This is a genomic window from Mesobacillus maritimus (assembly GCF_019749255.1).
GTDB lineage: Bacteria > Bacillota > Bacilli > Bacillales > Cytobacillaceae > Mesobacillus_B > Mesobacillus_B maritimus_A.
Window position 1 is genome coordinate 42,562 of the sequence record NZ_JACWFH010000021.1, and the last position, 23,717, is coordinate 66,278.

Below are 23,717 nucleotides of genomic sequence, written 5' to 3' on the forward strand. Positions count from 1 at the left end.
ATGATAGGAGCCCTAAGTAGGCGAGAGAGGATGAAGAAAGGTAATCAATAAGGATGATAGGAGCCCTAAGTAGGCGAGAGAGGATGAAGAAAGGTAATCAATAAGGATGATTGAAATCCTAACTAGGCATGAGAAGAGAAAGAAAGGTCATCAATAGGCTTGATTAAAACCCTAGTCGGTGCAAGAAGAAGCGAAAAGTCCACCAATCCAATCAAATACTACTAAAAAACACTCAATAAACCACCGATATTCCACTACCACCCCTGTACTAGAACCCCCGCCATCTCAATAAACCCGCCCAGTCCTACCCCCTATCAGCCTCAGGACCTAGTTGAAAATCAAGCTGAGGCTCGTTATGACGAAATCGTAATCGAGGTAAGATGATATCAAGAAGAAAGGAGGAAACGTAAATGAAAAAATTTGGTTTACTACTCGCAGGAGGGATTGCCGCTCTGGTGCTGTTTTCAAACCTTGGCCCATTGTTCGGGTTAGCGCTTAGCCTGGTGGTTCTATACTTTATCCTTAAACAGTTTTTGAAAACAGATTCTACTTTTAAAAAGATTGCTTGGGGTACATTCGGTCTCTTCGTATTAATGGCAACTGCTTCTAACGTACCAGCAATCCTGGCAATCGTTGCAGCCTATGTTCTTTACCTTGTTTATAAAAAATGGAACGAGGAAGAAAGAACTAGCTTTAAAAACGACGATCCATTTGCAAACTTTGAAAAGCAATGGTCAGAACTAAAAAAGTTCTAATCAAAGATAACAAACCAACTGCAAGCTTATCCAACTAGCTAGGCAACAAAACCATAAAAATAGCATTCAAAATTAATTTTAAATAAAAGGAGAGAATCAATAATGAACTTATTTACTCGAATCAAAAACACTGTAATGGCGGACCTTTATGAAACACTTGATAAAAAGGAGCGTAAAAATCCAATTGCCATGTTAAATCAATATCTTCGTGAATGTGAAGTTGAAACTGAAAAGGTTCGCAAACTGCTAGAGCGTCAACATCAATTAAAAGACCAGTTTACTCGTGAGTACCACCAAGCAGTGGAAATGGCAGAAAAGCGTGGTCATCAGGCTGAAATCGCTCAAAAGGCAGGCGAAACAGACCTCTATACATTTGCAGCTCAAGAACAAACTCATTTTACAGACAGAGCTTCTCGATTAAAAGAAGCACTTGCCAATGCGACAAAACAGCAGGATGAACTAGAGCAAAAGTATGAAGATATGAAGCACAAGCTGAAGGATATGCATATTCGCCGCTTAGAACTAATGGGTAGAGAAAATGTCACTCGTGCTCATCACCAGATGGATCAAGTAATTGATAACAATCTGTACTCAGATAAGTCTTATTCTCGCTTTGCAGAAATTGAATCCTATCTAGACCGTGTTGAACAGGAAGTGAACAGCTCATACTACCGCAACACAATAGATGGCAGAATCGCTACTCTTGAAAAAGAAATGAAAAAGCAAGAATCTCATACTATATCTTAATCTAAACATGGTATGCTAAAAGGGGGCGCAGTTTGAAACAGCGCCTCTTCCTTACAATTTCAAACCCATCATTGTAGCCCGCTAGAAAGGAGGAAAAGATTGTGTTAAATAAATTCGAAAAAGATTCGTTCAGTTGGCTTGTCTTAATTGGCATATTGGTGTTATTAGTAGAAGTTACATTTTTTAATCAGGGCCTAATCTTTTCCCTCTTTGTGTCGGGAGCCATGATTTATTTTGGTCGCAAGCTCTACCGTCGTACAACAGGGAAGATATTATTTTGGCTTGGAGCTTTTAGTCTTGTCAGCAGCGTCATTGGAATGATGACGTTCCGATTATTTTTACTTGCAATCTTAATTTATTTCATCATGCAGTTTGCTCAGTCTAAAAAGAAACCAGAAGTGATTCGTCCATCCTTTGAAGAACCAGCTCCAATCTCTTCAGAAACGACAATGATTGAACAATCTTCTCTCTTTAAAAACAGTCTCTTTGGAAATCAAAGTACGCCGCAGCATGTTTACGAATGGGATGATGTGAACATCATGACGGGGGTAGGGGACACAGTTATCGATTTAAGCAATACCGTTCTCCCAAATGGTGAAACCGTCATTTTCATTCGAAATATTGTGGGGAATATTAAAATTTTTATCCCATATGATACGGAAGTCAGTCTTCGTCATTCCGCCCTTGCAGGTTCAGCACAAGTGCTAGACTATCAAAAAAGCCGTAGCTTTAATCAGATGTTAGCTGTAAAAACTCCTGGCTATGATCAAGCGGAACAAAGAATTAAGATTCTCACCTCGATGATGATAGGGGACATTGAGGTGAAAAGACTATGAATGCTGTGCAACGGCAAATGGGCTGGGGAATCGCTTTTAGTTTTTTGTTGTTTCTTTTTTTAACAGGCTCTTATTTTTATATTCATCCTTTAGGACATTGGTCCGAGCTATGGGAACGAGAGCTGATGGATATTCCATTTATTCTACTAACAGCTACGGTTAGCCTGAGTTTTGGGCTAATCTTTGGGTTGCTATTAGCCTTTTATTGGCGGAAGCGTCTGCAAACAATTGAAAATTGGTTGTTTCAACTTGAGGAAGGCAGGATGACTGAACCTAGTAATGGGGAGTTAGCAGAGTTAGAAGCCATCTCTGTGCGAGTTCAACGGGTTCAAAAGCAAATGGCTGAGAAAGCTAAGCTTGCCCAAAGGCTCGCGAATGAAAAGGCAGAAGAGCAAGAGTCTAAAATACAAGAGATGATTTCACAAGAACGAAATCGCCTTGCACGCGAATTACATGACTCTGTTAGTCAGCAGCTCTTTGCAGCGTCAATGATGATGTCGGCGATCAATGAAACGAAGGCAGCCTTGGCTGCCCAGGAGGTAGTCCATCAGGAAGCCTCGGACCAGAGTTCTAAACAATTTACAGCTGTTAAAAATAGTGCAGCTGAGCGGGAAGCAAAGCAGTTAAAAATGGTGGAGGAAATGATTCATCAGTCTCAGCTTGAAATGCGAGCTCTCCTTCTTCACCTTCGTCCAGTTGCTTTAAAAGGAAAGTCTCTACAAGAAGGAATTGAAGAACTTCTCCTCGAACTTCAACAAAAAGTCACGATGGACATTCACTGGAAAGTCGAGACCTTTCAAGTTGATAAAGGCGTCGAGGATCATTTGTTCAGAATTCTTCAGGAATCAGTATCCAATACACTTCGGCATTCAAAGGCCTCTAAATTAGAAGTTTTACTTATTAACCGTGATGAAATGGTGATTATGAGAATTTCTGATGATGGAGTTGGCTTTGATGTGGAAGATTCAAAAGCAGGATCTTATGGCCTGCAAAATATGTATGAACGTGCTGGCGAGATTGGTGGAACACTGAAAATCGTTAGTATTAAAAATAAGGGAACAAAGCTTGAAGTAAAGATACCAATTTTAACTAGTGGGAGGGAGAGCAAGCATGATTAAAGTCGTTTTTATCGATGATCACGAAATGGTCCGAATAGGGGTGGCATCGTATTTGTCGGCACAGCCTGATATTGAGGTGATTGGGGAAGCGGATAATGGCCGAACGGGGGTTGAACTCGTTTTGGAGCTAAGGCCGGACATTGTTTTGATGGACCTTGTCATGAAGGAAATGGACGGGATTGAGGCGACGTCGAAGATTATTGAACAGTGGCCAGAAGCAAAAATCATTGTTGTGACAAGCTTTTTAGATGATGAAAAGGTGTATCCGGCGCTTGAAGCCGGCGCGACAAGCTATATGCTAAAAACTTCAAAAGCCAGCGATATTGCCAATGCAGTTAGGGCTACATACTCTGGTCAACCGGTTCTTGAACCAGAAGTGACGGGTAAAATGATGATGAAAATGCGTCAAAAACAGCCTGTCCTCCCACATGAAGAATTGACGGAACGAGAAATGGAAGTTTTATTATTAATGACAGAAGGAAAGAGCAATCAGGAAATTGCCGATGAATTGTTTATCGCGCTCAAAACGGTGAAAACCCATGTGAGCAATATCCTCAGTAAGCTACAAGTTCAAGACCGGACGCAAGCGGTCATTTATGCATTTAAGCATTCGTTAGTGAAGTAATAACTTGTTGGGGGAAGCACCCGTAAAATTCGAGGCCAAATTCGGGTCTCGGTTTTTTTTTGGAGTTAATAGTACAGCACTACGAACCGTGGTAACCATATTTAATCAAACGTTTGATTAACAATCGTGACGACAATTTATAAAATAATTCTCGGACTTGTCTCATATGTATCTAAAGTAGGAAAAGTACAGAGGTGAAACAGCTTGAAATTATTTATAAAAGGTACGATGGTTTTGGTGATGGCCGCTTTTATTGGCGAGTGTGCGGAGTTTCTAATCAACATGATTTTGGCAAGGGAACTCGGCGAGGGCGGCATGGGAACGTACATGACGATTTTGCCGCTGATTTTCCTCATTATGATGCTAGCAAGCTTTGAGTTACCTGTTTCCCTTTCGAAGATTGTGGCAGAGAGGGATGCAACCTATCATCAAAAAATGTTAAGGGACGTGCTTCACCTTACGATTGTTTTATCGGCAGCCTTGTTCGTAGTAGTGGCTGTGGCCCTTCCGAATGTGTCCATATTTCAAGACTATCATCCGCTGTTAAAATGGATCGTTCTATCAATGATTCCGTTGATGTCGTTTACCTCCATTGCTCGAGGCTATTTTATGGGCAAACACCATATGGGGAAAATCGCGATTGCCAATCTGTTACGACGGTTGGTCCAGCTCTTGCTTTTAGCCTTTGTTTATCAATTATTTGACTTTGATCGTACAACAGCGGTTTTTATTGCATTTTGTACCTTAGCGGCGAGTGAACTAGTTGTGTTTATGTATCTATTTTATTTGTTTTTATTAAACTATCGTAATTTGAAACAAATCCCGGGTAAAAATGTGGACAAAAAGGACTTAAGAAAAAACTTACTGGCGATCTCTGGTCCTTCCACGGCCATGAGAATTTTTCATTCCCTTACTCATGCAGTCCAGCCTTTTTTAATTAAGGCAGCGATCATCCATGCAGGTGTTCCAGCGGAAGTGGCCAATGAACAGTTTGGAATGATTGCCGGAGTGGCAATGTCAATTGGTTTCTTCCCGGCCTTTATTGCGCATTCTTTTACAATTGTTTTGATTCCAACCGTTGCGAAACACCACTCACTCGGAGAGTATCAGAAACTTCAAAAGCTGTTACAACATGTCATGCTTTTAACTGTGTTATACGGAGTTCCAGCGGTCGCTATTTTTTACTTTTTCGCAGAGCCCCTGACGAGTATGTTTTTTCACTCTAATAACGCAGCTTATTTTCTTCAGATTCTTTGGCCATATTTTCTGCTACACTTTTTTGTCATCCCAATGCAGGCTTATTTAATTGGTTTAGGCTTAGTGAAGGATGCGTTTTATCATATTATTTGGTCAACGGTTGTTAGTTTTACAGTGATGTATTTCTTGGGTTCGAGACCAGATTGGCAAATGTCAGGTGTAATTATTGGCATGAATTCAGGTACCGTCCTGCTCACCTTAATGCATATTTTAACGATTAGTAAAAAAATTGGGGTTGTTTGGCCATCAAAAACTTCTGATCGAAAAGTCTAAAGGGATTTTCTAGAATACAACGAATTTAACTAGAAAAATAGATAATTGGAAGTGATAGCGTGAAAAAGGTGTTGCGCGGGCACCATCTCCTTTGTGTCCATGGTTTTAGGGGGATGGGCTATAGCCCCGGTTTTATCAAGAAGATGGGAACCATTGTTGAGGATGTTCGGGATAAGGAGAAGGATTTTGACATTCTAGTTGTGGCTGCGTTTGATGATGCCTGTATGGCTTGTCCGCATAAGGGCCGAACAGAGTGTGAAGCGAATGAAGGTTCAAACGAACATGTCCTATCTTTGGACCGGAAAGTCATCAACCACTTGGAGTTATTAGAGGGGAAAAGCTATAAGAAGTCAGAGTTGTTGAAACAAACGGCAGCAACAGTGGAGCCGGAAGATCTCGATTTTCTATGCGAAGGGTGTTCCTGGCTTAAATACGGAGTTTGTAAAGAAGGGGTTGGGGAGCTGCGGCAGGAATATGGGAAGCTAGCCGTGAGCAGCGAATAGGAGGCTACCCGATAATAAAAAACAGCTTGCGATTCCTTGAGGGGCGCAAGCTGTTTTTAAAAATATATCAAATTCTACTGAAAAGACTCGTTATAATAATTCACTCCGTACACAGAGCCTTCACTGACCATCTCATTATTATCGAACTCATATGGGTCCGGGTGTGCAGACTGCTGTATCGGCAATACTTCCTGTTCTTTTGTTGAGGTGAATTTTTCTTTTATTCCTGTTACCATATTCTTAACTCTAGCACCATTTTCCTTTGGATTCGTAGCCATCCAAACGGCCGCTGCGCCTGCACCGATTAATAAGAAAGATTTAAGTGGGGTTGTTTGCATGATTGTGTCCTCCTTTTATTCTGGATATCAAACAGCGTCTTATAGATTACCTTCCCCAAATTCCTGTTGCTAAAACATTTTGACTGTAAAAGAGTTAGGTAAATGGAAAAAAGCTTGCGAACCATATTTGGTCGCAAGCTTTTTAATTAGATAGCCTGAAAATTACCTTTCATCAGCCTTAGCCTGAGCTTTGAGGAGATCACGAATCTCAGTTAATAATTCTTCTTTTGCATCAGACTTGATTTCTTCTTTTTGCTCTTCAACTACTTCTTTCTTACGTTTAAATCGATTGATGAGACGAATGAAGAGGAATATTGAAAAGGCAATGATGAAGAAGTCAACCACGCTTTGGATAAAAGCTCCGTATTTTAATCCTTCTTCTCCAGCACCCGCTGGGTAGGTAAGAGTTGAAAAATCAACGCCCCCAAATAGTAAGCCGAATATCGGCATTATGATGTCATTTACTAGTGATGTGACAATTTTACCGAAGGCGCCACCAATGACAACCCCGACAGCTAGGTCTAACACATTTCCTTTTAATGCAAACTTTTTAAATTCTTCCCACATATCTTGTCCTCCTGCTATTCAGTTTTCCTTCACTATTTTCCTGTCTTTCACATAAGAAAGCAAGTCGATAAGAAGAAATAGGTCGATTTTCACAAATAAAAACTGAGGAAGTGCGGCCCTCAGTTCACTTTTCAATATTTAATTGTAAAAGATTGATATTTCTCAGCGAGTGAGATTTCGTTGATCTCGATCTGGTCCACTTTTGAGAAAGGGTTGCCTCTGCTGATTTCCTCGATGAATAGGTCCAAATTTTCTTTTGTTCCGGTGGTTACCATTTCAACTGCTCCATCTGTGCGATTCTTTACCCAACCAGTTATTCCAAATTGAACTGCCTTCATTTGAGCAAAGTACCGATAGCCAACACCCTGAACTTTTCCTGAAACAACGATCTGTAATTGTAACAAGATTTCGCCCCCAGATTATTCTTTATAAAAACTATAATTATGTAAAATACCCTATGCACCTATATTATAGCAACAAAGGCAGAGTCAGTATAGTATGAGGTGTAGAAGGGAAGAGGCCTTCGTAGGTTACCTCCTTTGGAGGTGCAATTTATTAAAAAGTGGTGCCTATAAAAATTGCAGGAATTCGTAGGTGTATTTATCTTGTATCTACTTGATTATCTTTTCAAGGACAAATAGAGCATATTGCAGAGTGTTTTCGTCCATGAGAGGAGACCTCAAAGACAATTACTGCAATATGAGGAAGAGTTTTGTCTATGAGCAGGGGTCTCAAAGACAATAAGTGTAATATGAGGATGAGTTTTGTCCATGAGCAGGGGTCTCAAAGACAAAAAGTGCAATATGAGGATGAGTTTTGTCTATGAGAAGGTGCCTCAAAGACAATTAGTTCAGTTTGAGGAAGAGTTTTGTCCATGAGCAGGGGTCTCAAAGACAATAAGTGTAATATGAGGAAGAGTTTTGTCCATGAGCAGGGGTCTCAAAGACAAAAAGTGCAATATGAGGATGGGTTTTGTCCATGAGCGGGGGTCTCAAAGACAAAAAGTGTAATCTGAGGATGAGTTTTGTCTATGAGCAGGGTTCTCAAAGACAAAAAGTGTAATCTGAGGAGAGTTTTGTCTATGAGTAGGGTTCTCAAAGACAATTAGGGCTTTAGGATGAAGAATATTGTCCTTGATAAGGCTTCTAAGAAAGTTGTGTACTTTTTTCAGCATCAACCATCTCTAAATTCAAACGAGACCTAGTTCAAAAAGCAGAACTAGGTCTCGTTTGAATTCACTTTTAAAAGCTAATAGTATGTTTTCACCTATAGATTAAACTGCCCAATCTCCATTACGGAAAACAGGTTCAGTTGTGCCATCTTCCTTGATTCCATCAATATCCATGTCTGCAGAACCAATCATGAAGTCAACATGTGTAATACTTTCATTTAAACCATGTGCTTCAAGTTCTTCTTTGGACATTTTCTTCCCGCCTTCTAGGCAGAAAGAATAGGCACTTCCAATCGCCAGGTGGTTAGAAGCATTTTCATCGAAAAGTGTGTTAAAGAATAGAATGTTTGATTGTGAAATTGGTGAGTTGTAAGGAACTAACGCAACTTCTCCTAAGAAGTGGGAACCTTCATCTGTCGCAACAAGCTGTTTTAGAATTGCTTCGCCTTCTTCTGCTTGAACTTCCGTGATACGACCATTTTCAAAGGTAATTTTAAAACGATCAATGATGTTTCCGCCATAGCTTAGAGGCTTGGTGCTAGAAACATAGCCGTTTACTCCAGTTTTCAACGGAACAGTAAATACTTCTTCTGTCGGCATATTCGCCATAAACTCGTGACCTTGTTCATTGATGCTTCCAGCTCCAACCCATAAATGCTTTTCAGGAAGTTCGATTGTAAGGTCTGTGCCTGGTGCTGAGTAATGAAGCTTTTTATAGCGCTTGCTGTTTAAGTAATCTACTTTTTCATGAAGGTTCGCATCATGCTGTTTCCAGGCCTCAACAGGATTTTCTGTATCTACTCGAATTGCGGTAAAAATGGCATCCCATAGTTTTTCTACAGCGTTTTCCGCTGATTCATTAGGGAAGACCATTTTTGCCCAGCCCTCGGATGGTGCGGAAATGACAGTCCAGCTAACTTTGTCGGACATCATATATTGACGGTATGTAGAAAGGGCTTTTCCAGCTGCTTTTTGGTTGTTGGCAATTCGCTCAGGATTTACTCCTTTTAGTAGATCTGGGCTTGAAGAAACAATCGACATGAATGCTGCACCTTGCTCAGCTAATTCAGTTACTTCTTTTGCACGCCATTCTGGGTATTCACTAAACACCTCATCTGGTGCTAGTTCATATTTTGTTCTGGTAACAATATCATCGTTCCAGTTGACAACCACATTTTTAGCACCCACTTCGTAAGCCTTTTTGGTAATAAGGCGGACTAGTGGAGCTGAATCAATCCCTGCATTTACTACTAGCGTTTGGCCTGGTTGGACGTTCACGCCTACTTTTACAGCCAAATCTGCATATTTTTCAAGATTAGTTTGGAAATCGCTCATTTTCATTCTCCTTTTCAGAATCTTCTCTTTCATTTTAACCATTCTCGACAAAAAAAGATACGATGAGGTTTTACGAAGGATTCTTCGTTATTTTATTAATCGTTTTGATAAAAAAGAACGTCACCTATTAGGAGACGTTCTTTTGAACGGCATTCTGTTTTTCATAAATGGTAAACATCAAATTGTAAAGCAGTGCGCTTATGAGAGCTAATACACTTAGGATGATAAAGGTCCATTCATATCCCACCCAAACGGTTAGGGGGATTGAAATCGGCGCAATTGTCCGTCCGACTGTGTGGCGAAGGCCAGCAGCTGCAAAGTATTGACCACGCATATGGTCGGGAGCAAGTTTTGAGATAAAACTTTGGGCAAGGCCAGCTGTCATCAGTTCAGCTAGTGTAAATACTGCCATGGCAATTACCAGTCCCCAGATCATTTCTGTTCGGCTGAAAAGAAACATTGAAACGGCGTAGACGATAGAGGCAAGAACGAACACATTTCGTTCGCGGTACTTTGTCATCCACCTTGTCACCACAACTGTAAACAAAGCAACCAAAAAGCCATTTTCAGAGAGGATTAAGCCAAAAACCTGCTCTCCGTGTAGTGTTATATTCCAACTACCAATATCAAATAGTGTTTGTTGGTTAACTTTTTCTTTTATATAAACCGGAAGTAGGAGATCGAGTTGCATAAAGGTTTGGGCAACTAAAATACCGGCTGTAATGTATAACAAAAAGACTTTATCTTGAACAATTACTTTATAATCAGCCACTTGATTCTTTAGAAAGGAGTACCATTTTTCATTATGTTGAACCTTCTTTGTAAAAACAGGAAGTGTTTCGCGAGCGAGTTTGGATAAAAGAAGGGCCAATAAAATGCAAATAATGGCAACTGCTACTAAAAGCTGAAAACGGTAATGAACATAGAATATCGCCCCAAGGATAGGTCCAATCACGACAGCGATATTAATAGATGTATAGAATACAGCAAAAATATTGCTTCGTTCTTTTTCATCAACAAGATCGGCAATCATTGCTTGGCTTGCTGGATAGTAGAATGAGCTAAAAATACCAACGACGGTGAAAGAGATAAACCCAATAATAGGGGAGGTGAACCAAGGTGAAACGGCAGCTGCAAAGAGTAGGTAAGAGACACCTTGCCCTAGTGCTGCAATCACCATCATTCTCTTTCTACCAAATCGGTCAGCAAAATACCCACCCATTAAACTAGCAAGTACCGAAAATACTTGTGAAAAGATGAGTAAAAATCCAGCCAAGCCTTTTCCAAAACTTTCAGCAAAGTAAATGGTTAAAAACGGGAAAAACATCCAAAATGTTATATTTAGTAAAAATTCACCGAAAAGGCGAACCTTCAAATTACGATCCCAATCTCTGATTCTCATGATTTGTCCTCTTAAAAATATTTAAACAAGCTAGCCTGTTGCGTTGCCATGATAAGGCAGTGGCAAGTTCCAAGATGTATCATACTATTCTTTAGACGAATTTTACAAGATAAATTAGATTTCACATAACTGATTGTTTGATATAAACCTCAATGAGACCAACCAGCAATGGAAAACGTAGAAACGGTCACATTGAGAGGTTCAATGAGACCAACCAGCAATGGAAAACGTAGAAACGGTCACTTTGAGAGGGCCAATGAGGCCAACCAGCAATGGAAAACGTAGAAACGGTCACATTGAGAGGTTCAATGAGACCAACCAGCAATGAAAATGGTAGAAACGGTGACATTGAGAGGTTCAATGAGACCAACCAGCAATGGAAATGGTTGAAACGGTCACATTGAGAGGTTCAATGAGACCAAATAACAACGGAAAACGTAGAAACGGTCACATTGAGAGGTTCAATGAGACCAAATAGCAATGGAATCGTAGAAACGGTCACATTGAGAGGTTCAATGAGACCAAATAACAATGGAAAACGTAGAAACCGTCACATTGAAGGGTTCAATGTAACCAAATAGCAATGGAAAACATAGAAACGGTCATATTGAGAGGGCCAATGAGACCAACCAGCAATGGAAAACGTAGAAACGGTCACATTGAGAGGTTCAATGAGACCAACCAGCAATGGAAAACGTAGAAACGGTCACATTGAGAGGTTCAATGAGACCAACCAGCAATGAAAATCGTAGAAACGGTCACATTGAAGGGTTCAATGTGACCGAATAGCAAACGAAACCAATTAAATGGTTATATTGAGGTTTTTAAAGCCCTAACACATTGGTTATAGCAACTTAATCTTAGGTTCTCAATCCTTCTTCTCCATTGCTGCTTTCAGCAAATCTCCAAGCGAAGTACCGAAGTTGTCGTTATCAGCACTATATTTTTGCTTGAGCTTGCGTTCTTCGTGCTTGGAAACCTTCTTATTTTTCTTTTGATCGTCGGCTTTCTCAACAATGTTGCAGCGGCGACACTGGAAGTACAAACCAGCTTTTCCGTTATGCATTTCCATTTTCTTTTTGCATTGCGGGCAGCGCTTATTGGATAGTTTCGGATCTTTATGCTTGCGGTAGCTACATTCTCTGCTTGAACAAACAAGAACTCGGCCATCCTTTGTTTTGCGTTCTTTGAGGAATTCGCCACACTCAGGACATTTTGAGCCTGTTAGGTTATGAGCACGATAGGTTTTCTCACTTGCTTTGATTTCTGACACAAGCTGAGCAGTTTGCTTACGAATTCGCTCTTTAAAGGCCTTAGGATTTCCTTTGCCACGAGAAATCTCCTCGAGCTCTTTCTCCCACTTCGCTGTCAGCTCTGCTGAAGTCAACTCATCATTCACAAGGTCGATCAACTGTTTTCCCTTTTTAGAAGGGTAGAGGCGGCCATTCTGCCGTTCGACTGATTCAGACGAAATCAATTTTTCAATGATATCAGCACGCGTTGCAGGTGTACCAAGTCCAAACTTCTCCATTTTTCCGAGGATATCAGCCTCTGAATAGCGTAATGGTGGCTCGGTTAGTTTTTTATTTAACGTGACCTCGCCAACATTAAACGTTTTGCCTTTTGCTAGCTGGCCTAAGCTTTGCTTGCGTTCTCCTGTGTCTTCCTCTTTTCCTGTAACCTTTTTAAAACCTGGCTCGAGGATATTTGATTCACGAGCAGTTAAGGTTTCACCGTCAACATCAAACAAAGCGTGAATGGTTTCATATTCATAAGCAGGGTAGAAGAGTGCAAGAAAACGGCGAACAATGAGATCATAAAGCTTTCGCTCATCTGACTCGAGGTCTCCTAAACGTAGGCGTTCCTCTGTTGGAATAATCGCATGGTGATCCGTCACTTTTTCATTATTGAACACGCGGCGAGCAAGTACTTTTCCTTTCTGATTCAAGGCAGGGCGTGCTTCGTCTTTGTAACTAGAAAGAATGCCTTGGAGCCGGTCGACCATCGTCGCTTCCATATCCGTAGTTAAATAACGGGAATCTGTCCGTGGGTAGGTGACAAGCTTATGTTGTTCATACAATCCTTGTAAAACATTAAGTGTCTTTTTAGCAGAAAACCCAAAGCGTTTATTGGCATCTCGTTGAAGCTCGGTTAAATCGTATGGAAGGGGCTGTGGCTCGCTTTTCTTTTTCCGATCAACCGACTTCAAAATAGCTTTTTTCCCAGAGAGTTTTTCCTTCAATTTCTCCGCTTTTTCAGCAGAGAAAATTCGTTTCTCTCCGTTGTGGTCCCATTCAGCAGAAAGCGGACCGACTGCTGCTTGAATGGTCCAATATTCTTTAGGAACAAAGCTATTAATTTGCTTTTCACGCTCAATCATCATCGCCAAGGTCGGGGTTTGCACTCGCCCAGCGGATAACGGGTCTTTGTATTTTGTTGTTAGCGCTCTTGAAACATTTAACCCAATTAACCAGTCAGCTTCGGCGCGGCATACGGCCGATTCATACAACGCTTCAAACTGTTGACCAGGCTTCAACTGCTTGAAGCCATCCTTAATGGCCCGGTCTGTTTGCGAGGAAATCCACAAACGCTTAATGGATTTTCGCCAGCCAGCTCGCTCAAGAATCCAGCGCGCTACTAACTCACCTTCACGCCCAGCATCGGTTGCGATAATGACTTCCTTTACGTCTTTTCTCTTTAATAGGCTCTCAACAGCCTTATATTGAGCACTTGTCTGCTTAATGACCTTAAGGCCCATTTTGTCAGGAATAATGGGGAGGTCTTCTAGGCGCCAAGTAGTATACTTCGTATCATAATGCTCAGGCATTTTTAATTCGATTAAATGTCCTAATGCCCAGGTCACAATATATTGGCTTCCCTCGATATAGCTTTTATGTTTTTGATTGCAGCCGAGCACTCTAGCAAGCTCTCGTGCCACACTCGGTTTTTCTGCAAGAACTAAAGATTTCATAGGAGCTCCTTTCAAATCGTGGTACTTTCACTAGTATAGCGGAACTGGCGAGAATTTTGTAATGTAGGAACTTTATGGTTCCGTTTTTAACGTTGTTTGAGGGTGTGCAAAACAACCAAAAAAGGCCTTCACAGAAGTGAGACCCTTTATTGGAGAGCTAGCCGATATTGAGGTAAATGTTCATGGCGGGGGGGCTTAATCGAATCAATATGATTGACAGGTAATGTTAACTCGACCATAGTCCCATTCCCGGTACTACGATATTGAATTCGGCCATGGTGGTTCTCGATGATTTGCTTACTAATCATCAAACCGAGTCCTGTGCCTTTTTCTTTTGTTGTAAAGAATGGTTCTTCAATCTTTTTTAAAAGATCTTCAGGAATTCCACAGCCTGTGTCAATAAAACGTAATTGGAGGTAGTTTGATTCTTGTTGCTTGGCTTCGACCGTGATGCTTCCGCCGTTAGGCATTGCTTCAATACTATTTTTTATAAAGTTAATAAAAACTTGTTTAAGCTGATTTTCATCACAAAGGAGCTCAGGTAGTTCAGCGTCGTATAAGGTTTTTATCTCGACACTATTCATTAAAGCCTCTGTATCAAGCAAGGTAATGGTTTCTTCAAGCAGCTGGCGAATATCGTTCTGTTTGTACTCCATGTTCTTAGGCTTAGCTAATGTTAATAGTTCAGACAGAATGGTTTCAATCCGATTAATCTCAGAACAGATAATTTCAAAATATGATTTATCATCTTTGAAATTATGTTCCAGTAGTTGTAGAAAGCCTTTGATGGCGGTCAATGGGTTTCTAACTTCGTGAGCAATCCCAGCTGCAAGCTGACCAGCAATTAATAATTTTTCAGACTGTAAAAGAAACTTTTCTGTCTTTTTCCTTTTTTCAATATCCCTTAAAATCAAATGGATGGCTGGTTTGTTCTCAAAAGTGGTTTGGATGCCTTTTAGTTCTGCCTCGAAGTTCGTTCCATCGATTCGATAAATTTTTTGGTTGGTAAATCCTTTCGGTGTTCCGTTGTGAATTTCTGTAAGGTATTTATGGAAAGACTCGAAATATCCAGAGTTGAGAAAATCATAGAACCCTTTTCCGACTAAATCACTTTTCGACAGGGCTCCTAGAAGTTCTACTCCGGTATCATTGACATATAAAATCACACCAGATCTGATAATAATCACTGCATCTGGTGAATGTTCTACAAGATTTTTATATGTTTCTTCCTGCATTATAATCACCTCGTATCCTTTTCTATTAATAGACTGATCTTACATACAAATTTAGGGAAAGTTCGAACAATCTCACCTGAAATAACCTTATGTATCCATTTGTTGTTTTATGTCAAAAAAGAAAAGATTGATGTTCAATTTGTATAAGTGTTAAAAAATCCAATTGAGGTAATTATTGGCATGCACACCACTTTCTTTACCCACATTTTTCATAAATAAACTTATTATTACAAAAAAAAGTAGGGTCCTTATGTAAAATGTTGTTCAAGTGACAAAGCAATCTAATATCTATGGGGTTTCATGCATATTGAATACTCTGAATGTGTCATAAACAGGGGAACAACGTCACGATCATGTAACCGATAGGAAGTCATACTTTTAGATTTACGAAAGTATGTCAATACCGATAATGATTGTCACGTCTATCGGTGGAGGTATAATGTTGTACGGGATTATTTTGTTCGAGATCGTAGGAGGATATATTGTCCTTTTTATTATCGTTCGTTTATTAGGAAAGAGTCAGATTAGCCAAATTTCTCCGTTTGACTTCATCTCTGCTCTCGTTTTGGGTGAAATAGTAGGAAACGCCATTTATGATAAAGATACAGGTTTTAGCATGATTATTTTTTCTGCTTTTATTTGGGGGACCCTGATTTTCATAACTGAGTTTTTAACCCAAAAGTCAAGAAAACTACGCTATCTTTTAGAAGGGAAAGCGTCGATTATCATCCATAAAGGGAAGCTAGATTGGAAACAGATGAAGCGGAATCATCTGGATATTGATCAGCTTCAGCAGCTATTAAGAGATAAAGGTGTTTTCTCCCTTCAAGAGGTGGAATTTGCAATCCTCGAAAATAATGGGGCCATTAGTGTGCTTAAAAAGGCTGAAGCAGACCAACCAACGCTAAGCGATTTAAAAATAAATGGAGAAAAAAGAACTTTACCCTATACAGTTGTGAGTGACGGGGTAATATTGAATCAAAATCTTCAGGCAGCTGGCGTGGATGAAGAATGGCTTTACAAAGAGTTAAAGCAGTTGGGGATTCGAAATCCAGAAGATGTATGTTATGCCGAATATGTACCAGGGAAAGACATTTTTATTCAAAAATATTAAAAGTGAGTACAAGTGTTTGCACCCTGACAAGCGTGAAGGGGCAGGTGCTTCTTTACGAGGGAGAGTGCAAAAAGATGGGGGATCATAAATCTACAGACAAGATAAGGAAGCTAGATATAAAAGATGATGAAACCGCTAATCAGGTGTTCGCATTACAGAAGCAATCCTATCGGGTGGAGGCAGAGCTCATTGGCACCGAAAAGATTCCTCCTTTGATGGAATCACTTGATGAGTTACTTTCATGTGGTGAAACATTTTTTGGTTTTTATGAAAAAGAGGAAATCGTGGCTGCATTATCTTATAAGCGAGATAACGAGGTTGTCGACATCCACAGAATAATGGTTCATCCAAACCATTTTCGCAAGGGGCTCGCGAGACAGCTTCTTATCTACTTAGTTGAACAGGAACCGGATGTACGGAAATTAATTGTCTCAACTGGTTCAGCTAATACCCCGGCGGTAAATCTATATGAGAAACTAGGCTTTAAAAAGGTAGGGGAGACTGTAGTTGGTGAAGGATTATCTCTTACTCATTTTTGTAAAACTATGTTTTAACTAGGAGGGTGACAAAGTCACCCTCTTTTTTTATCGCAAGACGTTTAAACTTATGCCTCTTCGTCCTCAATTCGGTTCTTAAATGCCTCTTGAACGACTAATAGTTCCTCGTCCTCTTGAGCTTCAGTTGTATGTCTTTCAACGAGTGTTCCTTTAGGAAAATCACCAGGATGACCTTTCTTTTTATGATCAAAGCCTTTGCCTCTACCCATGGTTTCTACCTCCTTTCTTTTTCCAAGGTAGTTTTCCCAGCTGGGGGGATGATTATGAAAGCTTTCAGTGATATGCAAGTTACCACCTAAACGAGCATACCTATAGTAAAAGCAGGCAGCTATTCAGGGAGAACAAAGGGATTCTACAATATAACTGAAGGTAGGGATAAAATCCTTGTGAACTGAGAGGAGTGATAAATGTGAATGAAGACCTTTTGAAAAAGTCATCCCAACCTATAGAGTTCTATGCAACTCGAGATGATAAAGCGCCATCATTTTCGGCGGATGCGGTGGATGGGAGTGAAATACGAAGAATTCGCTTGGATGAGTTTAAGGGGAAATGGGTGGTGCTGTTTTTTTACCCTAGTGATTTCACGGCTGTTTGAATGACTGAATTGGCGGCGGTCGCCGCTATGTACCCTAATATAAAAAACATAGGCGCAGAGGTGCTTGCTATTAGCACAGATAGCGTTCATTCACACCAGGTTTATAAACAAACAACGCCAGCACTTCATGATCTTGGATTTCCCCTTGTTAGTGACAGAACACATGAGATTAGTCAGTCTTATCGAGTTCTTGATTCAGCAACAGGTACAGCTTATCGAGCATCATTTTTCATTAGCCCTGATCAAGTGATTCATGCAAAGATGATTTACCCAAAAGCAATTGGGCGAAATATCCCAGAGCATTTTCGGCTGTTACAAGCGTTGCAATATAATAAAGAAACAAGTCAAGCTGTGCCTGTAGATTGGATGATTAGATAAGCGTCCTCTAGTGCTTCCGCATAGTTTATACTATAATTTATGTATTAATGATTGAATCAAGGGAGTGAAGAGATGGACTTTTCTATCATTGTCTCCGAAGATCGAATTAAGAAGGCTTATGAGGATGGAGAATTTTCCAACCTGCCTGGTTTAGGAAAACCATTGAAGCCGGATGAGCTATCTGCTGTCCCTCAGGAATTACGAATGGCTTATCGACTGATGAAAAATGCAGGCTATTCACCCGAAGAGGGAGTTTTGCGTCAAGAAGTTTTGACAATTGAAGATTTGATATCAAAGTGTCATGATGACTCTGAACGCGAACAGCTAAAAAACCAATTAAGTCAGAAACTTTTTGAGTACAATAAAATGATGTCCAAACGTGGAGTAAAAACAAACTCTGCTCTATTTAAGAATTATGAACACAAAATAGAACAAAGGCTGCTAAGCCAAAAGTAAGAAAAAGAACCCTGCTGTACGTGTAGATAGCAGGGTTTTCTTATTCTCTTCCTTCTTCTTTCTGTGTCTCAGGTTTACACATTCGATCAAGAACAATCCCAATTAGGACGATACAAGAAATGGGAATAACAAAATTTAAGACATGGATGACGGTCATAATAACGGCCTCCTCCTTAAAAAAGACTGAATGCATGTTATTTATATTATATTCCATCTAAATGAAAAAACCGCTAATTATTTTAATATTCTGTAAATTTTAGGTGCAAAAAATAAGCCAATCTGTAAATTGGCCAGCTCTTCAAGGGATAACTTGATAAGGGTATTGGGGATTGATTTAAGATTCTATTTGGGTTTATTTTGTTTGTATTTCATAAAGTCAATAAAAAAGGCGAATTCTTCCTTGCTTACACCATTTTGAATCGCTTCATCAATCATTTCTAACCATTCTGGATCAATGGGTGGCGGTGAGTCTTGTTCTCGTTCTTTAAAAGGTTCTCCGGTTAACTCCTCAAGAGAGACATCAAGTGTTTTAGCCAAACGAGATAAGACTTGAAGAGAGGGGTTTTCTTGGATGCCTCTTTCGATGTAGCTTAAGTATGATTTGGAAACCTGAGCTTTATTGGATAATTCAGTGATGGAATAATGCTTTTGAACTCTTAAATTTTTTATTTTCTCACCTACGCGCATTTTTTATAGTCCCCTTAAAAAACAATATATATTCATTATAACGAACGTTGTTCTGCTTTAAAATAAAATTATGGGAATAATCATACTTATTTTGTTCTCTTTTAGAAACGACTGTAGGAATTGAAAATTAAAGTTGGTTATATCGTCTGATTTTTTTATGGGGGTAGCATGATAATGGATTGTTGACAATGTTTTACATTTTCTGAATTTATTTTTAATTGTTGCCTTTATTTACCAGTAAAAATATGCTAATCTAAGGGTAAGTTGTCTATTTTTGAAAAAATTTTTACTTGAGTTTTTTGAAAAAAGCGACAAATTTCTACACACTCTGATAAATGTAAGAGCTAAAATAGTCTATAGGGAGCAAGAAATTGGTAACAGAAAAAGGCAAACCTGTTGAAAAACAGGGGCGCAAAGTCACGGGTCTAAGGGGGAAGTCATCCTATGACAGCCGGATTGCCTGGAATACGAATGCGTATTTTAGGGGGAGTAGGGTAATATGGAAACAGAAAGTTTTGGAGAACTTGACACCGAGTGGATATTGCTAATCAAAGAAGCGTTAGATCTTGGTATAGAGAAAGAAGAAATCCGAAGTTTCTTAGCCAAAGGGAGTACACAACAAGTAGTTCTTGAAAAATAGGACTTTAGATTTTACATAAACTTACATGAGGCCCATTGGGTCTTTTTTTAATAGGATGTCGTTGGAAGGTTGATGATAAGACCCCGTACATAATGCAGATAAAAAGAAAAATGATTAAAAAGATAGCATGTTGATATCCTTTTAATCATTTTTCTTTTTTAGAAAGTTGTTTAGGGTTACTTCAATAAGAAGTGTAGCTAGCTGCTCTTTTCTCGTAAATTATAGAATGCGTCATTCTATCCCACTTGTCTTTGAGAAAACGGCCTTTACTTATTATTATTTGTTCTCCATTTATTAAACTCTAGGAATTCTTTAAATTGCTCTTTCGAGATTCCGGAATCCATTGCCTCGCGCACGAGGTCTACCCAGTCTGAATCTACTGTTTGGTTTCCAATCTCTGATTCATCATGGATTAATCGATCAATTGGAACCTTAAGAACGGATGCAATTTTTTCTAAAAACTGAATGGACGGGTTGGTTTGTAGATTTCTTTCTAGTGAGCTTAAATAAGATTTGGCAACACCAGCTTGTTCGGCAAGCTCCGATAAGGACATTTTGCGTTCCTGACGTAATTTCTTTACTCGTTCACCTATCACTCGTTTCACACACCTTATTTCTTCATCTTTATCTATAATATCAAAACGGTCTCTCAAGTTCCATATCAAGAACAACTATAGAACAAAATATTTTTTTAATATTGTATAATTGTGTCCATTCTTTGAATGTGCTAAAAGTAACATTTGTAAAATAATTCAGTCAAGTAGCATTGAAGATCACTTAAAATAGGCCAATATTTAAGCGTAATGAAGTATTTTTTACACTGATCGCCGTATAAGCTAATATAGAAGATAGATATTGTTATCAGGGAGATGAAGGGATGATTGTCTTAAAATCAGCACGAGAAATCGAAAGAATGCAGGAAGCTGGGAAACTACTTGCTTCTATTCATAAAGAAATTGCACATATGATTAAACCGGGAATTACCACTTGGGAAATCGATGAATTTGTTGATGAATATCTGGCTAAGCACGGTGCGAAACCTGAACAAAAGGGGTACCGCGGTTATCAATATGCAACTTGTGCAAGTATTAATGATGAAGTATGCCACGGTTTTCCACGAAAAGATCCTCTTAAAGAGGGGGACATTGTAACCATTGATATGGTTGTAAACCTTAATGGTGCTCTTGCCGATTCTGCTTGGTCCTACGGAGTTGGAAAAGTTAGTGAAGAGGCAGAGAACCTTCTGAAAGTAACAAAAGAGGCCTTGTACCGCGGCATTGAACAATGTGTACCTGGCAACCGTGTTGGGGATATTGGGCATGCGATTCAGACTTTAGTAGAAGGCGAAGGAATGTCAGTTGTGCGGGAATTTATTGGCCATGGAATTGGAGCTACCATTCATGAAAAGCCAGATATTCCTCATTTTGGATTACCAGGTAAAGGTGCGCGTCTTAAAGAAGGAATGGTGTTTACGATTGAACCAATGGTCAATTTGGGTGAATGGAAAACGAAAATGGATTCTAACGGTTGGACGGCCCGTACGATAGATCATAAGCTTTCAGCTCAGTATGAGCATACGATCGCCATAACGAAGAACGGCCCGATTATTTTAACCGATCAAAATTAGAACATTTATAAACAAACAAAAACCAGCTGCTATTTAAGCAGCTGGTCTTGTTTGTTTAACAGCGTCCTAGCGCTATCTGATTATTGCTTCCGTAAGTTACCAAGTTCTTCAACAATGGCTTGCATTTCATTGATGCTGAATGAACCTTTTTTCATAATCATTTCATAGATATCTTTGAGCTCTTCGTACATTTCTTCATCAAAATGGGTTGGCTTAATCGCACCTGCATTTACTACATTTAGCTTTTCTTTAATTTTTTCTATCATATATTCTACATTCTCAACTGATTTTACCGATAAATCCACTTTTCTCATCCTCCCACCGAACACATTGTACCAACATCTTTCCATTTTCCTTCATAAAAGTCAATTGAATTCTGACTATTTTTTAACGAATGAATCGTTCTAGGTTATTTTACGCATGAAAAAGGAAAATATAATGACACTAGACTTGCATCAGGAGATTTTATCCAAGAAAATGATAGGAAGGAGGAGTTTGTAATGATAAAAGTATTATTTGTGTGTCTCGGCAATATTTGTCGTTCTCCCATGGCCGAGGCAATGTTTCGTGATTTGGTAAAAAGGGAAGGATTGGAAGGAAGGGTTGTTGTGGATTCAGCCGGAACGGGAGACTGGCATGTTGGCAAACCTCCTCATGAGGGAACAAGGAAAATACTTGAACAATATGGGGTGAATTCAGAAGGGCTAAAGGCTAGACAAGTTTCGACAGCTGATTTTAATGAATTTCATTATATTATTGGTATGGATGCGACCAATATAGAAAATCTTAAAAAGCTGGCAACGCCAAGTGATCAATTAGTAGTAAAAAGGCTGATGGATTTTGTGGACCAAGAAGGTAAAAAGGATGTCCCAGATCCATACTTTACTGGAAACTTTAATGAAACCTATGACCTTGTTACTGCAGGGTGCCAAGCGTTATTAAATCATATTAAGGTGATACATAATTTGTAGAAGAATTTAGTTATAGAATAAAAAGAAAGGGTGAAATCAATGGCAAGTTCTAGAAAGTTTTGGCTTGGAATGATCGTTGGAGCTCTTGCAGGAGGGGCAATCAGTTTACTGGACCGAGAAACGAGACAGGCAGTTAAAGGAGATTTTAAAAAGGCATCTGGGACAGTTACATACATTGCAAAACATCCGAATGAATTTATTGAAGAGGTACAGGATACGGTAAATAAAGTAAGATCAACAGTCGAGCAAGTAACGGAAGATGTTGCATTCATTACTGAAAAAGTTGAAGAAATTAAGGATGTTCCTCCACAGGTAGCTGAAATTGTTCAAGAATCAAAGGAAGCCTTTAGTCATTTAACAACCGAAAAGGCTAGGGTATAGTGGAGGATTGGTGATATTTTGTCCTAGGCCAGAATATCTTTGGGTAAAAGGAAAAAAGAGCGTGAAAAGTATACTGTTTGAAAGGGGACATCTGAGAGGAAGTGTAGGCATCAGTCTATAAAAAGGAAGGTGTTACAATGGTTGATGTTTCTTTTTTTAGGAGAATTTGGCACAGGATTTATGAAGATGATGTCCCGGCTCTGGCTGCTCAGCTAGCATACTTTTTATTGCTGAGCTTGTTTCCGCTATTGATTTTCCTCGTGTCTCTTCTGCCATATCTTCCAATAACGCATCATGATATTATTGACTTTATCCAAGATCACACGCCTGTAGAACAGGCTGGAATCATAAATAGCAGTGTTGAAGACGTGTTGAACAAGAATAACACCATTCTTTCTTTTAGTATCCTTGCTACCCTCTGGTCGGCGTCAAATGGAATTAATGCCATTGTTAGAGCGTTTAATAAAGCCTATCGAGTAGAGCAAGCTCGGTCAATCATGGTCCGGATTAAATCGATGTTCCTCACGTTGGGGATGATTTTCGTTTTTATTATAGCCTTGCTACTACCAGTGTTCGGTAGAGAAATTGGGGAGTTTTTATTTTCTCAATTTGGTTTAAGAGGTGAGTTTCTTTCAGTCTGGGAAGCGCTCCGCTGGCTCATCTCCTTTTTCGTTCTCTTAATCGTCTTTACAGGGTTATATTGGATTGCCCCCAATGTAAAAATGAAATGTAGGCATGCTCTACCAGGGGCCATTGTCGCAACAATTGGCTGGGTAGTCGTATCTTGGGGATTTTCCTTTTATGTAAATAACTTTGGTCAATATACAATCATTTATGGCCAAATTGGAGGGGTTATAGTTCTTTTAATTTGGTTATATTTAGCTGCTTTTATCATCATTATTGGTGGCGAAATTAACGCGTATTTTAAAGAACAAAAAACAAAGGAATGTTAAGAAAGTTTTCAAGGGTGTCCACTATGTTTGGGCGTCCTTTTTTAATTGCCTTGAATGTGGATTAAAGAGGATTAAAACGTAATTACTGAAAAACACAAAAGCTGTCATCTTAATGATGACAGCAAAAAAAGGTCATTTCAGTGAAGGTCATTGAGGCTTTATTTTTAGTTAAGCCTATGCAATATATATTCAGTGATCATCTTTTTCATTCCAATATTTACAAAA

At 39.4% G+C, this 23,717-nt stretch carries 28 protein-coding genes and 1 riboswitch; of the genes, 17 read left to right on the forward strand and 11 right to left on the reverse strand.

Annotated elements, in window-relative coordinates; all coding sequences use genetic code 11:
• Window positions 1–410: 410 nt before the first annotated feature.
• From H0185_RS15905 to H0185_RS15935, 7 genes are all read left to right on the forward strand, one after another.
• Entirely contained in the window at window positions 411–755 is a 345-nt protein-coding gene (locus H0185_RS15905; protein ID WP_221874497.1) for a lmo0954 family membrane protein, read from the forward strand.
• A 99-nt stretch (window positions 756–854) separates the two neighbouring features.
• Complete coding sequence (locus H0185_RS15910) at window positions 855–1,502, forward strand: PspA/IM30 family protein (RefSeq protein WP_221874563.1); 648 nt, start codon at window positions 855–857, stop codon at window positions 1,500–1,502.
• A gap of 101 nt (window positions 1,503–1,603) precedes the next feature.
• On the forward strand, window positions 1,604–2,338 hold the full coding sequence (liaF, locus tag H0185_RS15915; protein ID WP_221874498.1) for a cell wall-active antibiotics response protein LiaF: 735 nt from the start codon (window positions 1,604–1,606) through the stop codon (window positions 2,336–2,338).
• On the forward strand, window positions 2,335–3,456 hold the full coding sequence (locus tag H0185_RS15920; protein ID WP_221874499.1) for a sensor histidine kinase: 1,122 nt from the start codon (window positions 2,335–2,337) through the stop codon (window positions 3,454–3,456). The genes liaF and H0185_RS15920 overlap by 4 nt, the downstream gene beginning before the upstream one ends.
• Window positions 3,449–4,081, forward strand: coding sequence for a response regulator transcription factor (locus H0185_RS15925; RefSeq protein WP_221874500.1), 633 nt, complete (start codon window positions 3,449–3,451; stop codon window positions 4,079–4,081). Before H0185_RS15920 ends, H0185_RS15925 begins: the two co-directional genes overlap by 8 nt.
• 204 nt (window positions 4,082–4,285) lie before the next feature.
• Complete coding sequence (locus tag H0185_RS15930) at window positions 4,286–5,611, forward strand: polysaccharide biosynthesis protein (RefSeq protein ID WP_221874501.1); 1,326 nt, start codon at window positions 4,286–4,288, stop codon at window positions 5,609–5,611.
• Between the two features lie 113 nt (window positions 5,612–5,724).
• Window positions 5,725–6,114 (forward strand): DUF1284 domain-containing protein, encoded by a 390-nt coding sequence (locus H0185_RS15935; RefSeq protein ID WP_246629245.1) that lies wholly within the window; start codon window positions 5,725–5,727, stop codon window positions 6,112–6,114.
• Window positions 6,115–6,188: 74 nt separating this feature from the next.
• On the opposite strand, the gene H0185_RS15940 is transcribed toward H0185_RS15935, so the two are convergent.
• From H0185_RS15940 to H0185_RS15960, 5 genes are all read right to left on the reverse strand, one after another.
• Complete coding sequence (locus tag H0185_RS15940) at window positions 6,189–6,452, reverse strand: hypothetical protein (protein WP_221874503.1); 264 nt, start codon at window positions 6,450–6,452, stop codon at window positions 6,189–6,191.
• 162 nt (window positions 6,453–6,614) lie between these two features.
• Entirely contained in the window at window positions 6,615–7,019 is a 405-nt protein-coding gene (mscL, locus tag H0185_RS15945; protein WP_221874504.1) for a large conductance mechanosensitive channel protein MscL, read from the reverse strand.
• 131 nt (window positions 7,020–7,150) lie between these two features.
• Window positions 7,151–7,423, reverse strand: a complete 273-nt coding sequence (locus H0185_RS15950) for an acylphosphatase (RefSeq protein ID WP_221874505.1) — start codon at window positions 7,421–7,423, stop codon at window positions 7,151–7,153.
• A gap of 869 nt (window positions 7,424–8,292) precedes the next feature.
• Complete coding sequence (locus tag H0185_RS15955; protein ID WP_221874506.1) at window positions 8,293–9,525, reverse strand: aminopeptidase; 1,233 nt, start codon at window positions 9,523–9,525, stop codon at window positions 8,293–8,295.
• 127 nt (window positions 9,526–9,652) lie between these two features.
• Window positions 9,653–10,927 (reverse strand): MDR family MFS transporter, encoded by a 1,275-nt coding sequence (locus H0185_RS15960; protein WP_221874507.1) that lies wholly within the window; start codon window positions 10,925–10,927, stop codon window positions 9,653–9,655.
• A 272-nt stretch (window positions 10,928–11,199) separates the two neighbouring features.
• Here H0185_RS15960 and H0185_RS24330 point away from each other — a divergent pair, with 272 nt between their 5' ends.
• On the forward strand, window positions 11,200–11,331 hold the full coding sequence (locus H0185_RS24330) for a hypothetical protein (protein WP_281427636.1): 132 nt from the start codon (window positions 11,200–11,202) through the stop codon (window positions 11,329–11,331).
• Window positions 11,332–11,795: 464 nt separating this feature from the next.
• Here H0185_RS24330 and H0185_RS15965 read toward each other — a convergent pair whose 3' ends face one another.
• Both H0185_RS15965 and H0185_RS15970 read right to left on the reverse strand, forming a co-directional pair.
• Window positions 11,796–13,898, reverse strand: coding sequence for a DNA topoisomerase III (locus tag H0185_RS15965; protein ID WP_221874508.1), 2,103 nt, complete (start codon window positions 13,896–13,898; stop codon window positions 11,796–11,798).
• Between the two features lie 146 nt (window positions 13,899–14,044).
• Window positions 14,045–15,133, reverse strand: a complete 1,089-nt coding sequence (locus H0185_RS15970) for an ATP-binding protein (RefSeq protein WP_221874509.1) — start codon at window positions 15,131–15,133, stop codon at window positions 14,045–14,047.
• Window positions 15,134–15,572: 439 nt separating this feature from the next.
• Between H0185_RS15970 and H0185_RS15975 the strand changes: the two genes are divergently transcribed.
• Both H0185_RS15975 and H0185_RS15980 read left to right on the forward strand, forming a co-directional pair.
• Window positions 15,573–16,247: a DUF421 domain-containing protein gene (locus H0185_RS15975; RefSeq protein WP_221874510.1), complete on the forward strand. Its 675-nt coding sequence runs from the start codon at window positions 15,573–15,575 to the stop codon at window positions 16,245–16,247.
• 74 nt (window positions 16,248–16,321) lie between these two features.
• Window positions 16,322–16,801: a GNAT family N-acetyltransferase gene (locus H0185_RS15980; RefSeq protein ID WP_221874511.1), complete on the forward strand. Its 480-nt coding sequence runs from the start codon at window positions 16,322–16,324 to the stop codon at window positions 16,799–16,801.
• A 50-nt stretch (window positions 16,802–16,851) separates the two neighbouring features.
• Here the strand turns inward: H0185_RS15980 and H0185_RS15985 are convergent, their stop codons facing one another.
• Window positions 16,852–17,013: a hypothetical protein gene (locus H0185_RS15985; RefSeq protein WP_221874512.1), complete on the reverse strand. Its 162-nt coding sequence runs from the start codon at window positions 17,011–17,013 to the stop codon at window positions 16,852–16,854.
• Window positions 17,014–17,228: 215 nt separating this feature from the next.
• Between H0185_RS15985 and H0185_RS15995 the strand changes: the two genes are divergently transcribed.
• Together H0185_RS15995 and H0185_RS16000 are read left to right on the forward strand one after the other, a co-directional pair.
• Complete coding sequence (locus H0185_RS15995) at window positions 17,229–17,777, forward strand: peroxiredoxin (RefSeq protein ID WP_246629246.1); 549 nt, start codon at window positions 17,229–17,231, stop codon at window positions 17,775–17,777.
• 72 nt (window positions 17,778–17,849) lie between these two features.
• A complete protein-coding gene (locus H0185_RS16000; RefSeq protein ID WP_221874514.1) occupies window positions 17,850–18,233 on the forward strand; it encodes a DnaJ family domain-containing protein in 384 nt (127 codons plus the stop codon).
• A 342-nt stretch (window positions 18,234–18,575) separates the two neighbouring features.
• Here H0185_RS16000 and H0185_RS16005 read toward each other — a convergent pair whose 3' ends face one another.
• Window positions 18,576–18,920, reverse strand: coding sequence for a helix-turn-helix domain-containing protein (locus tag H0185_RS16005; protein ID WP_221874515.1), 345 nt, complete (start codon window positions 18,918–18,920; stop codon window positions 18,576–18,578).
• Window positions 18,921–19,296: 376 nt separating this feature from the next.
• Window positions 19,297–19,384: riboswitch (cyclic di-GMP riboswitch) on the forward strand.
• 35 nt (window positions 19,385–19,419) lie between these two features.
• On the opposite strand from H0185_RS16005, the gene H0185_RS16010 reads away from it, so the two are divergent.
• Window positions 19,420–19,560, forward strand: a complete 141-nt coding sequence (locus H0185_RS16010; protein WP_221874516.1) for an anti-repressor SinI family protein — start codon at window positions 19,420–19,422, stop codon at window positions 19,558–19,560.
• 266 nt (window positions 19,561–19,826) lie between these two features.
• On the opposite strand, the gene H0185_RS16015 is transcribed toward H0185_RS16010, so the two are convergent.
• Window positions 19,827–20,156, reverse strand: a complete 330-nt coding sequence (locus H0185_RS16015) for a helix-turn-helix domain-containing protein (protein WP_221874517.1) — start codon at window positions 20,154–20,156, stop codon at window positions 19,827–19,829.
• A gap of 281 nt (window positions 20,157–20,437) precedes the next feature.
• On the opposite strand from H0185_RS16015, the gene map reads away from it, so the two are divergent.
• On the forward strand, window positions 20,438–21,187 hold the full coding sequence (gene map, locus H0185_RS16020) for a type I methionyl aminopeptidase (protein ID WP_221874518.1): 750 nt from the start codon (window positions 20,438–20,440) through the stop codon (window positions 21,185–21,187).
• Between the two features lie 80 nt (window positions 21,188–21,267).
• Here the strand turns inward: map and H0185_RS16025 are convergent, their stop codons facing one another.
• Window positions 21,268–21,492 (reverse strand): DUF1128 domain-containing protein, encoded by a 225-nt coding sequence (locus tag H0185_RS16025; protein WP_221874519.1) that lies wholly within the window; start codon window positions 21,490–21,492, stop codon window positions 21,268–21,270.
• A gap of 195 nt (window positions 21,493–21,687) precedes the next feature.
• Here H0185_RS16025 and H0185_RS16030 point away from each other — a divergent pair, with 195 nt between their 5' ends.
• From H0185_RS16030 to H0185_RS16040, 3 genes are all read left to right on the forward strand, one after another.
• The gene (locus H0185_RS16030) at window positions 21,688–22,158 is read left to right on the forward strand and encodes a low molecular weight protein-tyrosine-phosphatase (protein WP_221874520.1); all 471 of its coding nucleotides are present in this window, start codon (window positions 21,688–21,690) and stop codon (window positions 22,156–22,158) included.
• A 39-nt stretch (window positions 22,159–22,197) separates the two neighbouring features.
• The gene (locus tag H0185_RS16035) at window positions 22,198–22,539 is read left to right on the forward strand and encodes a YtxH domain-containing protein (protein ID WP_221874521.1); all 342 of its coding nucleotides are present in this window, start codon (window positions 22,198–22,200) and stop codon (window positions 22,537–22,539) included.
• Between the two features lie 137 nt (window positions 22,540–22,676).
• Window positions 22,677–23,492 (forward strand): YihY/virulence factor BrkB family protein, encoded by an 816-nt coding sequence (locus H0185_RS16040; RefSeq protein ID WP_221874522.1) that lies wholly within the window; start codon window positions 22,677–22,679, stop codon window positions 23,490–23,492.
• Window positions 23,493–23,717: the final 225 nt, after the last annotated feature.

Coding starts and splice junctions, on each gene's coding strand:
- H0185_RS15905 (WP_221874497.1), top strand. CDS start 411: ATGAAAAAATTTGGTTTACTACTCGCAGGAGGGATTGCCGCTCTGGTG.
- H0185_RS15920 (WP_221874499.1), top strand. CDS start 2,335: ATGAATGCTGTGCAACGGCAAATGGGCTGGGGAATCGCTTTTAGTTTT.
- H0185_RS15925 (WP_221874500.1), top strand. CDS start 3,449: ATGATTAAAGTCGTTTTTATCGATGATCACGAAATGGTCCGAATAGGG.
- H0185_RS15935 (WP_246629245.1), top strand. CDS start 5,725: ATGGGCTATAGCCCCGGTTTTATCAAGAAGATGGGAACCATTGTTGAG.
- H0185_RS15940 (WP_221874503.1), bottom strand. CDS start 6,452: ATGCAAACAACCCCACTTAAATCTTTCTTATTAATCGGTGCAGGCGCA.
- mscL (WP_221874504.1), bottom strand. CDS start 7,019: ATGTGGGAAGAATTTAAAAAGTTTGCATTAAAAGGAAATGTGTTAGAC.
- H0185_RS15955 (WP_221874506.1), bottom strand. CDS start 9,525: ATGAGCGATTTCCAAACTAATCTTGAAAAATATGCAGATTTGGCTGTA.
- H0185_RS15960 (WP_221874507.1), bottom strand. CDS start 10,927: ATGAGAATCAGAGATTGGGATCGTAATTTGAAGGTTCGCCTTTTCGGT.
- H0185_RS24330 (WP_281427636.1), top strand. CDS start 11,200: ATGGAAAACGTAGAAACGGTCACATTGAGAGGTTCAATGAGACCAACC.
- H0185_RS15965 (WP_221874508.1), bottom strand. CDS start 13,898: ATGAAATCTTTAGTTCTTGCAGAAAAACCGAGTGTGGCACGAGAGCTT.
- H0185_RS15970 (WP_221874509.1), bottom strand. CDS start 15,133: ATGCAGGAAGAAACATATAAAAATCTTGTAGAACATTCACCAGATGCA.
- H0185_RS15975 (WP_221874510.1), top strand. CDS start 15,573: ATGTTGTACGGGATTATTTTGTTCGAGATCGTAGGAGGATATATTGTC.
- H0185_RS15980 (WP_221874511.1), top strand. CDS start 16,322: ATGGGGGATCATAAATCTACAGACAAGATAAGGAAGCTAGATATAAAA.
- H0185_RS15985 (WP_221874512.1), bottom strand. CDS start 17,013: ATGGGTAGAGGCAAAGGCTTTGATCATAAAAAGAAAGGTCATCCTGGT.
- H0185_RS16000 (WP_221874514.1), top strand. CDS start 17,850: ATGGACTTTTCTATCATTGTCTCCGAAGATCGAATTAAGAAGGCTTAT.
- H0185_RS16005 (WP_221874515.1), bottom strand. CDS start 18,920: ATGCGCGTAGGTGAGAAAATAAAAAATTTAAGAGTTCAAAAGCATTAT.
- H0185_RS16010 (WP_221874516.1), top strand. CDS start 19,420: ATGGAAACAGAAAGTTTTGGAGAACTTGACACCGAGTGGATATTGCTA.
- map (WP_221874518.1), top strand. CDS start 20,438: ATGATTGTCTTAAAATCAGCACGAGAAATCGAAAGAATGCAGGAAGCT.
- H0185_RS16030 (WP_221874520.1), top strand. CDS start 21,688: ATGATAAAAGTATTATTTGTGTGTCTCGGCAATATTTGTCGTTCTCCC.
- H0185_RS16035 (WP_221874521.1), top strand. CDS start 22,198: ATGGCAAGTTCTAGAAAGTTTTGGCTTGGAATGATCGTTGGAGCTCTT.
- H0185_RS16040 (WP_221874522.1), top strand. CDS start 22,677: ATGGTTGATGTTTCTTTTTTTAGGAGAATTTGGCACAGGATTTATGAA.